The 14,812-nt window shown below is 67.2% G+C and carries 14 protein-coding genes; 13 read left to right on the top strand and 1 reads right to left on the bottom strand.

Features of this window, described 5'->3' with window-relative positions; translation table 11 throughout:
* The first annotated feature begins 8 nt into the window (after window positions 1-8).
* The 7 genes from NKI79_RS02250 to NKI79_RS02220 are packed head-to-tail and all read left to right on the top strand — an operon-like array spanning window position 9 to window position 8,793.
* A complete protein-coding gene (locus NKI79_RS02250; protein ID WP_352799618.1) occupies window positions 9-443 on the top strand; it encodes a DUF1636 family protein in 435 nt (144 codons plus the stop codon).
* Window positions 440-1,480, top strand: a complete 1,041-nt coding sequence (gene cobW, locus NKI79_RS02245) for a cobalamin biosynthesis protein CobW (protein WP_352799616.1) — start codon at window positions 440-442, stop codon at window positions 1,478-1,480. Before NKI79_RS02250 ends, cobW begins: the two co-directional genes overlap by 4 nt.
* Window positions 1,481-1,498: 18 nt before the next feature.
* Window positions 1,499-5,155, top strand: a complete 3,657-nt coding sequence (locus NKI79_RS02240) for a cobaltochelatase subunit CobN (RefSeq protein ID WP_352799614.1) — start codon at window positions 1,499-1,501, stop codon at window positions 5,153-5,155.
* Complete coding sequence (gene cobG, locus NKI79_RS02235; RefSeq protein ID WP_352799612.1) at window positions 5,152-6,642, top strand: precorrin-3B synthase; 1,491 nt, start codon at window positions 5,152-5,154, stop codon at window positions 6,640-6,642. Before NKI79_RS02240 ends, cobG begins: the two co-directional genes overlap by 4 nt.
* 2 nt (window positions 6,643-6,644) lie before the next feature.
* Window positions 6,645-7,277, top strand: coding sequence for a precorrin-8X methylmutase (locus NKI79_RS02230; RefSeq protein ID WP_352477543.1), 633 nt, complete (start codon window positions 6,645-6,647; stop codon window positions 7,275-7,277).
* On the top strand, window positions 7,274-8,032 hold the full coding sequence (locus NKI79_RS02225) for a precorrin-2 C(20)-methyltransferase (protein WP_352799610.1): 759 nt from the start codon (window positions 7,274-7,276) through the stop codon (window positions 8,030-8,032). Before NKI79_RS02230 ends, NKI79_RS02225 begins: the two co-directional genes overlap by 4 nt.
* Entirely contained in the window at window positions 8,029-8,793 is a 765-nt protein-coding gene (locus NKI79_RS02220; RefSeq protein WP_352477541.1) for a precorrin-3B C(17)-methyltransferase, read from the top strand. The genes NKI79_RS02225 and NKI79_RS02220 overlap by 4 nt, the downstream gene beginning before the upstream one ends.
* Here the strand turns inward: NKI79_RS02220 and NKI79_RS02215 are convergent.
* Complete coding sequence (locus NKI79_RS02215) at window positions 8,757-9,539, bottom strand: cobalt-precorrin-6A reductase (RefSeq protein WP_352799734.1); 783 nt, start codon at window positions 9,537-9,539, stop codon at window positions 8,757-8,759. The genes NKI79_RS02220 and NKI79_RS02215 overlap by 37 nt on opposite strands.
* Window position 9,540: 1 nt before the next feature.
* Between NKI79_RS02215 and cbiE the strand changes: the two genes are divergently transcribed.
* The 6 genes from cbiE to NKI79_RS02185 are packed head-to-tail and all read left to right on the top strand — an operon-like array spanning window position 9,541 to window position 14,791.
* Window positions 9,541-10,782, top strand: a complete 1,242-nt coding sequence (cbiE, locus tag NKI79_RS02210) for a precorrin-6y C5,15-methyltransferase (decarboxylating) subunit CbiE (protein ID WP_352799609.1) — start codon at window positions 9,541-9,543, stop codon at window positions 10,780-10,782.
* Window positions 10,779-11,159: a cobalamin biosynthesis protein gene (locus tag NKI79_RS02205; protein WP_023676642.1), complete on the top strand. Its 381-nt coding sequence runs from the start codon at window positions 10,779-10,781 to the stop codon at window positions 11,157-11,159. Before cbiE ends, NKI79_RS02205 begins: the two co-directional genes overlap by 4 nt.
* Window positions 11,156-11,920, top strand: a complete 765-nt coding sequence (gene cobM, locus NKI79_RS02200; RefSeq protein ID WP_352799607.1) for a precorrin-4 C(11)-methyltransferase — start codon at window positions 11,156-11,158, stop codon at window positions 11,918-11,920. The genes NKI79_RS02205 and cobM overlap by 4 nt, the downstream gene beginning before the upstream one ends.
* Window positions 11,917-12,723, top strand: a complete 807-nt coding sequence (cobA, locus tag NKI79_RS02195) for a uroporphyrinogen-III C-methyltransferase (protein WP_352477538.1) — start codon at window positions 11,917-11,919, stop codon at window positions 12,721-12,723. Before cobM ends, cobA begins: the two co-directional genes overlap by 4 nt.
* Window positions 12,720-14,033 carry a cobyrinic acid a,c-diamide synthase CobB gene (locus tag NKI79_RS02190; protein ID WP_352799605.1) on the top strand — a complete coding sequence of 438 codons (1,314 nt, stop codon included), beginning with the start codon at window positions 12,720-12,722 and terminating at the stop codon, window positions 14,031-14,033. The genes cobA and NKI79_RS02190 overlap by 4 nt, the downstream gene beginning before the upstream one ends.
* The gene (locus NKI79_RS02185) at window positions 14,030-14,791 is read left to right on the top strand and encodes an adenosylcobinamide-GDP ribazoletransferase (protein ID WP_352799603.1); all 762 of its coding nucleotides are present in this window, start codon (window positions 14,030-14,032) and stop codon (window positions 14,789-14,791) included. Before NKI79_RS02190 ends, NKI79_RS02185 begins: the two co-directional genes overlap by 4 nt.
* Window positions 14,792-14,812: the final 21 nt, after the last annotated feature.

Genomic DNA, 14,812 nt, shown 5'->3' with positions numbered 1-14,812 from the left:
AGCCTGATTTGGAACGCGACAGCAGTTTTTCGGCTGAGACAGCGGATTTATTGTCCGGCCCTGACGATTCCCTGGCCGGCGTTACCGTCATCGTCTGCTCTTCCTGCCGTGACGAGACCGGTTCGGACGCTCATCCCCGCGCCGGCGAACTGCTCGCCGAGGACACGCGCCGCGCCGCTTCCGGCGAAAACATCAAAATCCGCACCGTCGAATGCCTCGGCAATTGCAAGCGCCGGCTCAGCGCCGCCATGCTGCGCGACGGCTGCTGGAGTTACGTCTTCGGCGACCTGACCGCGACCAGCGGCGCCGATCTCGTGACCGGCGCAAAGCTCTTCGCCACCTCGACGGATGGGCTCATTCCGTGGCGCGGCCGTCCCGATTGCCTGAAGCGCGGTCTGGTTGCCCGCATCCCTCCCCTCGACCTTTTGAAGGACTTGATATGACCGCTGCCTCCCTTTCGCGCGTCCCCTGCACCGTCGTTGCCGGATTTCTCGGCGCCGGCAAGACGACATTGATCCGCCATTTGCTCGAGAACGCCAAAGGCAAGCGGCTGGCCATCATCGTCAACGAGTTCGGCGACATCGGCATCGACGGCGAGATCCTGAAGGGCTGCGGCATCGACACCTGCCCCGAGGAAAACATCGTCGAGCTGGCCAATGGCTGCATCTGCTGCACTGTCGCCGACGATTTCGTCCCGGCGCTCGACCAGATCCTGTCGCTGATGCCGAGGGTCGACCATATCCTGATCGAGACATCCGGGCTGGCCCTGCCCAAGCCGCTGGTCCAGGCCTTCCAGTGGCCGTCGGTCAAGAGCCGGGTGACCGTCGACGGCGTCATCGCCGTCGTCGACGGACCGGCGCTGGCGGATGGCCGCGTCGCCAACGACATGGACGCCCTGCAGGCGCAGCGCGCGCAGGACGAGACGCTCGAACACGACGATCCGGTCGAGGAAGTATTCGAGGACCAGCTCGCTTGCGCCGACCTGATCATCCTGTCGAAGAGCGACCTGATGGACGCAGCCGGCTCGGCCCGTGCCAATGCCGTCATCGGCAAGCATGTTGCACGGGCGGTGAAGATCGTGCCGACTTCGCAAGGCAAGGTCGATCCGTCGGTGCTGCTCGGCCTCGGCCTCGCCGTCGAGGACGACATCGAGAACCGCAAGACCCATCACGACGACGAGCTCGACCACGAACATGACGATTTTGACTCGTTCGTCATCGACATCGCGTCGGTGTCCAACCCGGACGAGCTCGCACAACGCGTCGCCACGGCGGCGGAGGAAGAAAACGTGTTGCGCGTCAAGGGCTTCGTCGAGGTTGGCGGCAAGCCGATGCGGCTCCTGCTGCAGGCTGTCGGTCCGCGCGTCAACCATTATTACGACCGCGCCTGGACGGCTGACGACGACCGCCGCTCGCGCCTCGTCGTCATCGGTCTGAAAGGGCTGAACCGCCCGGCGATAGAGCGTATCCTCGCCGGCTGACCCCAGGTACGAGCCGCGATGCACATCCTCACCACCACATCCGCCTCGCTCGACGATCTCGCCGAGCCTGTCGATCTCAGGCAAACGCCTGCGGATGTCGTGGCCCTGTCCTTCACCGACAGCGACCTGGCCGGGCTGGCGGCGGCGTGGAAAGCGGATGCGGACCGCCTGCCCTCGATGCGGCTCGCCGCCTTGCGCGACCTGCGCCATCCGATGTCCGTCGACCTCTGGACCGAGAGCGTCGCCCGCCATGCCAAGGTCATTCTGGTCCGCATTCTCGGCGGCTACGAGTGGTGGCGCTATGGCTGCGACCAGCTCGCCGTTATCGCGCGAAATCGCGGTATCAAGCTGGCGCTCCTACCGGGCGAGAGCCACGACGAGGATTTGCGACTGATCGAAGGCTCGGCGCTGCCGCGCGAGGAGTTGGACGCCCTGCTGGGCTATTTCCGCGAGGGCGGGCCGGCAAATATGACGGCGCTGGTGCAGAGGCTGGCAAGTCTCGCTGGATCGGGTGCGGCGATAGCCGAACCTGTTAGCGTGCCAAAGGCGGGATTTTACGAGCCGGGGCTGGGGGTCGTCCCCCTCCCCCTCGAGGGGAGGGTCCGGCCGAAGGCCGAGGGTGGGGTCCTCTCCGAAGCGTGCCAACACTTTGAAGCGCGCCGACAGAAAAAAATGTCGAGCACTGCCGCAACGACCCCACCCGGCCCTTCGGGCCACCCTCCCCTCGAGGGGGAGGGAGACGTCGTGCCAATTCTCTTCTACCGTTCGATGCTGCTCGCCGCCGACGTCGCGCCCATCGACGCGCTTTTCGAAGCGCTGAGCGCGCGCGGCATGGCTCCCGTGCCTATCTTCGTCTCCAGCCTCAAGGACCCGGCCTCACTCGCCTTTGTTGAAACCGCGCTTGCAACGCTGAAGCCTGCCGCCATCATCACCGCCACAGCTTTCGCCTCCGGGGCCGAGCCGGGCGTTGAAACCCTGTTCGACCGCGCCGGCGTGCCGGTGTTCCAGGTCATCGTCGCAACCACCCGCCGCGACATCTGGCAAACCAATCAGCGCGGCCTGGCGCCCGCCGACCTTGCCATGCATGTCGTCCTGCCCGAGCTCGACGGCCGCATCCTGGCCGGCGCCATTTCCTTCAAGGGCGAAAGCGAAACCGATCCCGCATTGGCCTTCCGCGCCTTCGCCAACCGGCCAGAGCCCGACCGCGTCGCGCAAGTGGCGAACCGTATCGAGGCATTCGTGCGCCTGCGGCGGACGCCGCGCGCGGAACGCAAGCTCGCCATCCTGATCCCCGACTATCCGAGCGCCCCCGGTCGCACCGGCTACGCCGTCGGCCTCGACGTGCCGTCCAGCGTGCTGGCAATGCTGCACGACCTGAGCGAACAGGGCTACGCCGTTGAAAGGATTCCGCAAACGCCAAGGGAGTTGTTGGATTTGCTGGAACGGGGCAATGGTGGGCTGAGACTGGACGATTATCTCGCTCTTTCTGCAGAGTTACCGACTGCGGCACTCGCTGCCGTGGAGGCGGCATGGGGTAAGGCGGAAGATGAGACAGGTTCGCGCGAGGCGCCCCCCTCTGTCCTGCCGGACATCTCCCCCTCAAGTGGGGAGATTGGCCGTTTCGCCGACGGCTCTACCTTAATACCGTCGGTAGTTGGCGAAAGCAGAAGTCACGGAGCAATCTCCCCCCTTGAGGGGGAGACGTCCGGCAGGACAGAGGGGGGTGTTCAAGCGCCTGCCGTCGCCAAATTCCGCTTCCGCGCGGCCACGTTCGGCAACATCACCGTGGCGCTCGCCCCCGATCGCGGGCGCTCGGTCGACCGCCGCGCCGACTATCACGACCCGACATTGCCGCCGCGCCATGCGCTGGTCGCCTTTGGCCTCTGGCTGCGCCAGTCGCTCGGCATCCATGCAATTGTCCATGTCGGCGCCCACGGCACGCTGGAATGGCTGCCCGGCAAGACCGTTGCGCTCAGCGAAAACTGCTTTCCCGAAATCGTCACCGGCGCCCTGCCCGTCATTTATCCGTTCATCGTCTCCAACCCCGGCGAGGCAGCGCAGGCCAAGCGGCGCGTTGCCGCCGTCACGCTTGGCCATCTGCCGCCGCCGCTGACCGGCGCCGGGCTGGACGAAAACCAGCACAGGCTCGAACGACTGGTCGACGAATATGCCCAGGCCGACGGGCTCGACCGCCGCCGCCGCGACCGCCTGGCGAAGCTGATAGTCGAAACGGCGGAAAAGACCGGCCTCGCCTCAGAGGCTGGTGTCGCCAGGACCGACGCAGCCGACGAGGCTTTGCGCCGCATCGACGCCTGGCTCTGCGATCTCAAGGATTTCGCCATCAAGGATGGCCTGCATATTTATGGCCGCTCGCCTGAGGGCGAGCCTGATCCGCTACGGCGGCAAAGTGCGGCAGCTGAAAAAACCGCACTGCTTGCCGCGCTCGACGGCCGCCATGTCGCTGCCGGTCCGGCCGGTGCACCGGCGCGTGGCCGGCGCGATGTGCTGCCGACCGGCCGCAATTTGTTCACCGCCGACCCACGCACCATGCCGACGCCGACATCGTTCGATCTCGGCAGGGCGGCCGCCGACGAGGTCTTGCGCAACTACATGCAATCGCATGGCGACTGGCCGCGCTCGCTGGTCATCGACCTCTGGGGGTCGGCCTCGCTGCGCACCGGCGGCGAGGAGATCGCGCAAGGCCTGGCGCTGATGGGCTGCCGGCCGCAATGGGATTCAGCCACCGGCCGCATCACCGGCATCGAGGTGCTGCCGCCGGCAACGCTCGGCCGCCCGCGCGTCGACGTCACCTGGCGCATATCGGGCCTGCTCCGCGACATGTTCCCGACCCAGATCGCGCTGATCGACGCCGCGGCAAACGCCGTGGCGACCCGCGACGAGGACGATTCGGAAAACCCGCTGGCGGCCAGGACCCGCATCGACGGCAAGATCAGCCCGCGCATTTTCGGCACTTCGCCGGGCACTTACGGCGCCGGCGTCGAGGACTTGTTGTCGAGCGGCGACTGGGCTGCGCGCGAAGAGATCGGCCGCACTTACCTCGACGCCACTTCGCATGCCTATGGCGGCGCCGAGGGCGAAGGCATTTCGGCGCCCGGCGCGTTTGAGGGCCGCATCGCTGAGGCCGACCTTCTGGTTCATACCGGCGACGACCCCGGCCGCGACATCCTCGAAGGCTCGGCCGACGTCGCCTTTATCGGCGGCTTTTCGGCAGCGCTTGCCGCGCTCGGCAGCAGCGCCGACGTCATCGTCCTCGACATCACGGACCCGCAAAGGCCCAAGCCGCGCTCGGTTGGTGAGGCCGTATCCCGGGTAGTTCGCGCCCGCGCGGTGAACCCGCGCTTCATCGCCGGCCAGATGCGGCACGGGCCGCGCGGCGCCTCGGAATTCGCCGAGACGGTCGACCGCCTGGTCGGCTTTGCCGAGACTACCCATGCCATATCAGGCACGCTGATCGACGCCGTGCACGATGCCTATCTTGGCGACCCCGTGGTGCGCGCCTTCATCCTGCGCGAGAACCCGGCGGCGGCGAAGGTGATTGCCGAGCGTTTGCTGTCAGCACGGCGGCGCGGGCTCTGGCATCCGCTGCGCAACTCGATCGATGACGATCTCGCCGCACTGATTGCCGAAGCGCAAGCTCTGGGAGTGGCGGCATGAACGCTTTCTCGCGCCGTGGCGCCTGCCCTGCCTTGTCCGCGCCGATGCAAACCGGCGACGGGCTACTGGTGCGGCTCAATCCGGTCGCTGGAGGACTGTTGCCGAAGTCGTTGATCGGACTCTGCGAATCCGCCTTGCGCCATGGCAACGGCATCATGGAAGTGACCGCCCGCGGCGGCCTGCAGATACGCGGCCTGACGCCGGCAAGCGCGCCGCTACTGGCAATGGAGGTCGATGCGCTCGGCATCGCGGTGCGCACCGGCGTGCCGGTCGAGACCGGCCCGCTGGCCGGGCTCGACCCGGAGGAGATAGCCGACCCGCGCCCGATGGCGGAGCGGATTCGGGTGGCGATTGAAGAGGCTGGTCTGACGGCAAGGCGCGGTCCGAAGGTTTCAGTCGTCATCGACGGCGGCGGGCAACTGACGATGGATGCGGTGACGGCCGACATACGACTGGCTGCGATCAGAACCGACGCGGGCGTCGGCTGGCTGATAGCCGTTGCTGGCGACGGGCAGAATGCCAAGCCTCTCGCCATGGCCGAGGAGGAAGCAGCCCGTGATATCGCCCTCGCGATTCTAAGGATGGTCGCCGAAAAAGGCCGCGACGCTCACGCAAGGGATTTGACGGAACGGCAGCGCAGATCTCTCGCAAGCTGGCATTCCTTCGCGCCCCCCTCTGTCCTGCCGGACATCTCCCCCTTTAGGGGGGAGATCGGCAGTTCCGCCGACGGCCGTACTTCTGCTGCCTTGGTATTTGGCGCGACTTCGGCGATTAGCGGAGGCGGAGACCAAGGCGCAATCTCCCCCCTAAAGGGGGAGATGTCCGGCAGGACAGAGGGGGGCGCCGCCGAGCGCCTTCGCCCGCCCATTGGTATCTTCAACCTGAGCAACGGCCGTGCCCTCGGCATCGGCCTGCCCTTCGGCAGCATGCCCGCGCAAAAACTCATCGGCCTCACGCAAGAAGCCATCGCCCTGGGCGTCACCGAAATCCGCCTCGCTCCAAGCCGCGCGCTGCTTTTCATCGGCCTTTCGCCAACCGCCTACCACTCGCTTCAGCAGACAGCCGCCGCCCTCGGCTTCGTCACAGACCCCGCCGACCCGCGCACCCGGATCGCCGCCTGCCCCGGCGCACCCGCCTGTGCCTCCGGCCGCATCGCCACCCGCGACATCGCCGAGATCATCGCTGCAGAAAACCGCGACATCCTCGATTCCTCGCTGACGCTGCACATCTCCGGCTGCGCCAAGGGCTGCGCCCATCCCGGTCCGGCGGAGCTGACCCTGGTCGGTGGCGAAAACGGAGCCGGGCTTGTCGTGGACGGGACGGCAAAGGCATTGCCCGCCGGATACAGGCCGGGCTACGACGCCGCGCACGGCATCGGCCGCGTTGCAGCGGCGATCCGCAGCGCACGACATCCCGGCGAAACCGCTGCCGCCTGCCTCGCGAGGCTCGGCACGGCGGGCGTCGTCAAAGCTTACCGACAGGAATGAACATGACCGCCTACGACTACATCCATGACGGCACGGCGATCTATGAGCGCTCCTTCGCCATCATCCGCGCCGAGGCCGACCTGTCGCGCTTGTCCGAAGCCGAGGCCGACGTCGCTATCCGCATGATCCATGCATGCGGCCAGGTCGAGGCCGCGCGGCACTTCGTTTTCTCGACCGATTTCGTCGCCGCCGCACGCACAGCATTGGGCGCCGGCGCGCCGATCTTCTGCGACGCGCAGATGGTCTCGCACGGCGTCACGCGCGCCCGGCTGCCTGCCGGCAACGAGGTAATCTGCACGCTGCGCGATCCGCGGACCGCCGACATCGCGAAAAAGATCGGTAACACCCGCTCGGCCGCGGCGATCGACCTGTGGGGCGAGCGCATAGCCGGTTCGGTCGTCGCCATCGGAAATGCGCCAACCGCCCTGTTTTATCTGCTGGAAAAGCTGCGCGACGGCGCGCCGAAGCCGGCGGCGATTATCGGCATGCCGGTCGGGTTTGTCGGTGCCGCTGAATCGAAGGATGCGCTGGCCGAAAATTCCTACGGCGTGCCTTACGCCGTCGTGCGCGGCCGGCTGGGCGGCAGCGCCATGACCGCCGCCGCCCTCAATGCATTGGCGAGGCCGGGCCTATGAACGTGATCGCAAAAGGTCGACTGGTCGGCGTCGGCACCGGTCCCGGCGACCCCGACCTGCTGACGCTGAAGGCGGTGCGTGCGCTGGCCGAGGCCGATGTCGTTGCGCATTTCGCCAAGCGCGGCAACAACAGCAATGCGCGCGCCATCGTCGGCGCGCATTTTCGCCCCGATTTGATTGAGCTGCCGCTGCTCTATCCGGTGACGACCGAGATCGACAAGGATCACAGCGATTACCGCTCGCAGATCACCGATTTCTATGAGCAATCGGCCGAAAAGGTCGCCGCGCACCTCAGCGCCGGCAGGATGGTCGCGGTGCTTTCGGAAGGCGATCCGCTTTTCTACGGCTCCTACATGCATCTTCATGTCCGGCTGGCGCACCGTTTTCCGACCGAAGTCATCCCGGGCGTCACCGCCATGTCCGGCTGCTGGTCGGCGACCGGCCTGCCGATCGTCCAGGGCGACGACGTGCTGACGGTGCTGCCGGGCACGATGAGCGAATTCGAGCTGACGCGTCGCCTCGCCGACACCGACGCCGCGGTGATCATGAAGGTCGGCCGCAACCTGCCCAAGATCAGGCGCGCGCTGGAGGCAACCGACAAGCTGGCGCGGGCCATCTATGTCGAGCGCGGCACCATGCCGGGCGGCGTCTCGATGCGGCTGGCCGACAAAAAGGACGACCAGGCGCCCTATTTCGCCATCGTGCTGGTGGCCGGCTGGTCGGGCCGGCCAAGTGCATTGAGAGTCGAAGCATGAGCGGCCGCCTCACCGTCATCGGCCTCGGGCCCGGCAACGCCGACCAGGTGACGCCGGAGGCAAGCCGCGCCGTTGCCGAGGCAAAATTCTTCTATGGCTACAAGCCTTATCTCGACCGGCTCGATCTGCGCCCCGACCAGACCCGCGTCGCTTCCGACAATCGCGAGGAACTCGCGCGCGCCAGGGACGCGCTGCTGAAGGCTGCGGAAGGCCACGATGTCGCCGTCGTGTCGGGCGGCGATCCCGGCGTCTTCGCCATGGCGGCGGCCGTCTGCGAGGCGATCGAGGCGGGCCCACCCGAATGGCGCACGGTCGACATCGCTATCGTGCCCGGCATCACCGCCATGCTCGCCGTCGCCGCCCGCATCGGCGCGCCGCTCGGCCATGATTTCTGTGCCATCTCGTTGTCCGACAATCTCAAGCCGTGGGACTTGATCGAGCTGCGCCTGCTTGCCGCGGCGGGCGCCGGCTTCGTGATCGCGCTCTACAATCCGATCAGCAAGGCACGTCCCTGGCAGCTTGGCCGCGCCTTCGAGTGCCTGACGGCGATCCTGCCCGGCACCACGCCGGTGATCTTCGGCCGTGCCGCCGGCCGCCCCGACGAGCGCATCGAGGTTTTTCTGCTGGCCGACGCCGATGCCGCGAAGGCCGACATGGCGACCTGCATCATCATCGGCTCGCCGGAAACCAGGATCATCAAGCGGCGTGACAAGGTCGCGCTGGTCTACACGCCGCGTTCGGCAGCGGGCCCAAGAACATGACCGACCAGAAAATGATCGACCATAGCGGCAAGCGATTCGATGGTTCCCGCCGACGTAACGTCCGGCAACGCCGGCCTGCGGATCATGACCACCTCGACGCCGAGTGCCCGCGCCGCCGCGATCTTGCCGTAGGTCGCCTCGCCGCCGCTGTTTTTGGAAACAACGACTTCGATGCCACGGCTTTCGAGCAGCGTGCGCTCATCGACCTCATGAAACGGCCCGCGCGCCAAGAGATAGGCCGCGTCGGGCACAGCGAGCCTGGGCTCGACCGGGTCGACACTGCGAATGAGATAATGATGCCGGGGAGCTGCCTCGAAGGCAGCGACCTCCTGTCGCCCGAGCGCCAGGAACACACGGCGCGGCACCGATCCCAAAGCCGTCACCGCGCTGGCAACGGTGTCGACCAACGTCCAGCGATCACCTTCGACCGCCTCCCATCCGGGACGCCTGAGCGCAACGGTAGGCACGCCGGTCATGCGCGCTGCTTCCGCCGCATTGGCGGAGATTCGCGCCGCATAGGGATGCGTGGCGTCAATCAGCAGGTCGATCTTGTTCTGGCGGAGATACGCCGCCAGCCCGCCGGCACCGCCGAAGCCGCCGACCCGCACCGGCACCCCCTGCGCGGCCGGGTTTTCGGTGCGACCGGCCAGCGACAGCATGACCGAAATATCCGCGCGCGCGGCAAGCTTGCCGGCCAGTTGCCGTGCTTCGGTGGTTCCGCCGAGGATCAGAATGCGGTGGGTCATCATGCCTGCTGAAGCTCCGCGCGGCGCCAAGCTCGCCTCAAAGTGGCTCACGATCATCGGCATCGGCGAGGACGGTGTAGCGGGTCTCGGCGACGAGGCCAAGCGGTTGATCGCTGAGGCCGAGTTCGTCTTCGGCGGCAAGCGCCACCTCGCCCTTGTCGCATCACTGGTCAAAGGTGAAGCGCGCGCCTGGCCGACGCCTTTCGATGCCGAGATGCGCGATGTGCTGGCGCTCTCCGGCAGACGCGTCTGCGTGCTGGCCTCCGGCGATCCCTTCTACCACGGTGTAGGCGTCATCCTCGCCCGCAAGGTCGCGGCAGAGGATATGCGGGTGATCCCCGCGCCCTCGGCCTTTTCGCTGGCCGCCTCACGCCTGGGCTGGGCGCTGCAGGACGTCGAGACGGTCTCGCTGCATGGCCGCTCGCTCGACCTGATCCGGCCGTTGCTGCATGATTGCACCCGCATTCTCGCGCTGACTTCGGACCGCGATGCACCGGAAGCGATTGCCCGTCTCCTGACCGAGCTCGGCTTCGGCGCGTCGCGGCTGACGGTGCTGGAGGCGCTGGGCGGGCCGAACGAAAGGCTGCGCTTGGCGAGCGCCGGCACCTTCGACCTCGCAAAGATCAATCCGCTCAACGTGCTCGCGATCGAAGTTGAATCGACTCCGCAAGCACCCATCCTGCCGCTGACAGCGGGACGTGCCGATCGTTTGTTCGAGCATGACGGCCAGATCACCAAGCGCGAAGTGCGCGCCGTCACCCTGTCCGCTCTCGCGCCAAGGCGCGGCGAACTGCTGTGGGACATCGGCGCCGGATCGGGCTCCATCGGCATCGAATGGATGCTGGCCCATCCTTCCATGCGTGCCATCGCCGTTGAGGCCGATCCGGCCCGCGCCGTCCGCATCCGACGCAACGCCGCGGCCTGCGGCGTTCCCGGTCTCGCCGTCGTTGAAGGTTCGGCACCGCAAGCTCTTGCCGGGCTGGAAACGCCGGCAGCGATCTTCATCGGCGGCGGCGGCAGCGATGCCGGCGTGCTGGAAAGAGCCATCGATGCCTTACCTGCCGGCGGCCGCCTCGTCGCCAACGCAGTGACCCTGGAGATGGAGGCACTGCTGCTTTCCCGTCACGCTGCGCTCGGAGGCGAGCTTACCCGGATCGCTATATCCCGTGCTTCGCCGGTTGGTTCGATGCAGGCCTGGCGGCCGGCTATGCCGGTCACCCAATGGAGTTGGGCCAAGCCATGATGGTCGCGGGCATCGGCAGCCGCAAAGGTGTCAGCGCACGCGACGTGCTTGCTGCGGTAGAAACCGCGCTGGAGGCGCACGGGCTTGCCCTGCCCGCGCTTTCGGCCCTCGCGACCGCGTCTCTCAAGCAGGATGAAGCGGCAATCTTCGCCGCCGGACGTGAACTCCGCCTCCCGGTAATCGTCGTCGAGCAGGACGAACTCAAAGCTGCATCTACGACCAGCCGTTCCGACCTATCACAGGAGCATGCCGGCACGCCGTCTGTTTCCGAAGCCTCGGCGCTTGCCGCCGCCGGCAAAGGCGCAAAGCTGCTCGGGCCGCGCACGGTGCTCGGTGCTGTGACCTGCGCCATCGCGATCAGCGGAGATGCGGCATGACCGTCCATTTCATCGGCGCCGGTCCAGGTGCTGCCGACCTGATCACCTTGCGCGGCAGCCGCCTGCTCGGCAGTTGCCCCATCTGCCTCTATGCCGGATCGATCGTCGCGCCGGAGCTGTTGCAGCACTGCGCGCCCGGAACGAGGTTGATCGACACCGCGCCGATGTCACTCGACGAGATCGAGGGCGAATATCTGGCCGCCCACGCGGGCGGCCATGATGTCGCCCGCCTGCATTCCGGTGATCTGTCGGTCTGGAGCGCAGTTGCCGAGCAGATCCGCCGGCTGGAGAAGCATGGCATCCCTTATACGCTGACGCCGGGCGTGCCGTCCTTCGCCGCTGCGGCGGCAGCGCTGCGCCGCGAGCTGACCATTCCAGAAGTCGCGCAAAGCCTGGTGCTGACACGCATCTCCGGCCGCGCGTCAAAGATGCCGCCCGGCGAAACGCTGGCTGGCTTCGGCCGCACCGGCGCCACGCTGGCCATCCACCTTGCCATCCACGCCATCGACCGCGTCGTCGCCGAGCTGACGCCGCATTACGGCGCCGACTGCCCGGTCGCGGTCGTCTTCCGTGCCTCCTGGCCGGACGAGCGCGTGCTGACCGCCACGCTGGCCACCATCGAGGCGCAATTGGCCGCCGATCCGATGGAGCGCACGGCAATCATCTTCGTCGGCCGCTCGCTGGCGGCGGAAGGCTTTGGCGAAAGTTCACTGTATGACGCGCACTACCAGCGGCGCTTTCGCGGACGGGGCGGGTTGTGAGCGGCAGCAATAGAAACACTACGGTCGAGCAGGCGCTCACCCGGCTGGACTTCAAGCCGCGCCAGCTGGAGCCCGGTCATGTCTGGCTGGCCGGTGCCGGCCCTGGCGATCCCGGCTGCCTGACGCTGGAAGTGCTGGCCGCCCTCGGACAGTGCGACGCGCTGGTTTATGACGCGCTGGTCTCGCCCGCGGTCGTCGCCGTCGCCGAGGGCGCGGAACTGTTCTATGCCGGCAAGCGCGGTGGCAAACCATCGATGAAGCAGGACGACATTACCGCTCTGCTGGTTCGGCTGGCGCGCGCGGGCCGGCGCGTCGTCAGGCTGAAGGGCGGCGACCCCTATATTTTCGGGCGTGGCGGCGAAGAGGCGCTGGCGCTGGCCGGGAAAACCATCCCGTTCCGCATCCTGCCTGGCCTGACGTCCGGCCTCAGCGCGCTGGCCGCCACCGGCATTCCCGGCACCATGCGCGGCATCAACAAGGCGCTGATCCTGGCGACCGGTCACGCCGCCGGCACCGATGACGACCTCGACTGGGCGGCCATCGCCCGTACCGGCCAGCCGGTGGTCATCTATATGGGCATGGCCAATCTGCCACTGATCGCCGCCTCGCTGCTCGAGGGCGGGCTGGCGCCTTCGACGCCCACCGCGGTGATTGTCGCTGCGACGACACCGCAGGAACGGATCGTCGTCGCCACGCTCGCCACCATTGCGGAAGAGGCAGCAGCCGCCGGTCTGACCTCGCCGGCGCTGATCGTCGTCGGCGGTATAGTCGCTATGCGTGCGGCACTGGCGGGCGAGCCATGACCCGCGCCATCATCATCGGCGCGCCGCGCTCGGGCTCGGGCAAGACCAGCGTCACCATCGGCATTCTGCGCGCGCTCGCCCGGCGCGGCCTGAAGGTGCGCGGCGCCAAGTCCGGCCCGGACTATATCGATCCCGGCTTCCACACCGCCGCCACAGGCTTGTCCGGCATCAACCTCGACAGCTGGGCAATGCCGCCCGCCCTGCTTAACGCACTGGCCGGCGAAGCGACCGAAGATGCCGATTTTATCTTCCTCGAAAGCGCCATGGGCCTGTTCGATGGAATTCCGGCTGCTCCGGGCCGCACCGGCTCGGCCGCCGACCTTGCCCGACTTTATGGCCTGCCGGTGCTGCTGGTGCTCGACGTTTCCGGCCAGTCGACCACGGCGGCGGCCGTTGCCAAGGGCTTTGCTACTTATGACCCCGATGTGCGCATGGCCGGTGTCGTGCTCAACCGATTGGGCAGTGAACGCCACCGCCGACTGTGCGGCGATGCCATCGAAGCGCTCGGCTTGCCTGTGGTCGGCGCTATCCTGCGCGATCCCTCGCTCAACCTGCCCGAACGTCATCTCGGCCTCGTTCAGGCCGGCGAATATGAGAATCTGATGGCGCATCTCGACCGGCTGGCCGATATGGTCGAGCACTCGCTCGACCTCGACGCCATCATGGCTCTGGCGGCGCCATTCACGCCCGCGCCGGGCAATTTCGGCGACGCGCTGCCGCCCCCCGGCCAGCGCATTGCACTCGCCGAGGACGCCGCCTTTACCTTCCTCTATCCGCACGTTGCCGCGCATTGGCGCAAGGCCGGCGCCGAGATCGTCCCATTCTCGCCGCTCGTCGATGAAGCGCCCGGCGACAATTGCGATGTCTGCTGGCTGCCCGGCGGCTATCCCGAGCTCCACGCCGGCCGCCTCGCCGCCGCTGCGAATTTCAGGGCGGGCATGGCGAGGTTCGCCGCCACGCGGCCGGTGCATGGCGAGTGCGGCGGCTTCATGGTGCTCGGCGAGGCGCTCGAGGACGCATCGGGCGAGACGCATCGGATGCTTGGCCTGCTCGGCCATTCGACCAGCTTCGCCAAGCGCAAGATGAATCTCGGCTACCGCGAGGCGCGGCTGCGGTCCGGCTGTCCGCTCGGCAGCCAAGGCACGCTGATCCGCGGCCATGAGTTCCACTACGCGCAGATGGTTGCGACCGGCAATGACGAGCCGCTGGCCGATCTCGCCGACGGGCAAGGCAACCCGCTCGGCGCCTCCGGCTACCGGCGCGGCAATGTCAGCGGCACGTTCTTCCATGCCATTGCGAGGGGCGGATGAAGGCCTCGCAACAGCAAATTCTCGATGATATCGCGCTTTGCCTCGTCTTCTTTACCCGGCTAACGCTGCCGCGAGCCGACTTCCGTGGCCGAAGCCTTGCCGCTGCGATCTGGGCTGCACCGGTCGCCGGTCTCGCCGCCGCTATGGCCGGTGCGCTGGCCTACGCGGTCGGCACGAGGCTGGGCCTAGCCGGAGGTCCTGCTGCAGCGTTCGCCCTTGCCGCGATCTTGCTTGTCACCGGCTGCCTGCATGAGGACGCGCTGTCGGATGTTGCTGATGGTTTTGGCGGCGGCAAGACCCGCGACAGGAAACTGGAGATCATGCGTGACAGCCGCATCGGTGCCTACGGCGCCTGCGCGCTCGGCATCTCGCTGCTGATCCGCTGGAGCGTGCTCTCTGGATTCGCCGGCCCAGCCCACGTGTTCTTGGCTTTGATTGCCGCGCATGCCGCCTCGCGCGGCCTGCTCGGCGCCTTCATGCACCTGCTGCAGCCGGCCCGCAGCGACGGCCTTTCGGCCGAAGCGGGCACCGTCTCGGCTAAAACAGCTGGCATCGGTGCCGTACTCGGTGCGGTCGCGCTGTTGGCGCTTGGGTTCGGCGCTGCCGTTTTCGCGATCATCCTGCTCGGTCTGTTATTCGCCGCCTTCCGCGCGCTTTGCCTCAATCAGATCGGCGGCCAGACCGGCGACACCGTCGGCGCCCTTCAGCAGCTGGGCGAGATCGCAATCCTGCTCGTCGCTTCCATTTCCCTTTCCTGACTCTGTTTCGGAGATTTTGCC

It is taken from the genome of Mesorhizobium sp. M0340, assembly GCF_040321535.1.
Classification (GTDB): domain Bacteria; phylum Pseudomonadota; class Alphaproteobacteria; order Rhizobiales; family Rhizobiaceae; genus Mesorhizobium.
Note: the sequence above shows the minus strand (reverse complement) of the source record. Positions and strands in the feature narration are given on the sequence as shown.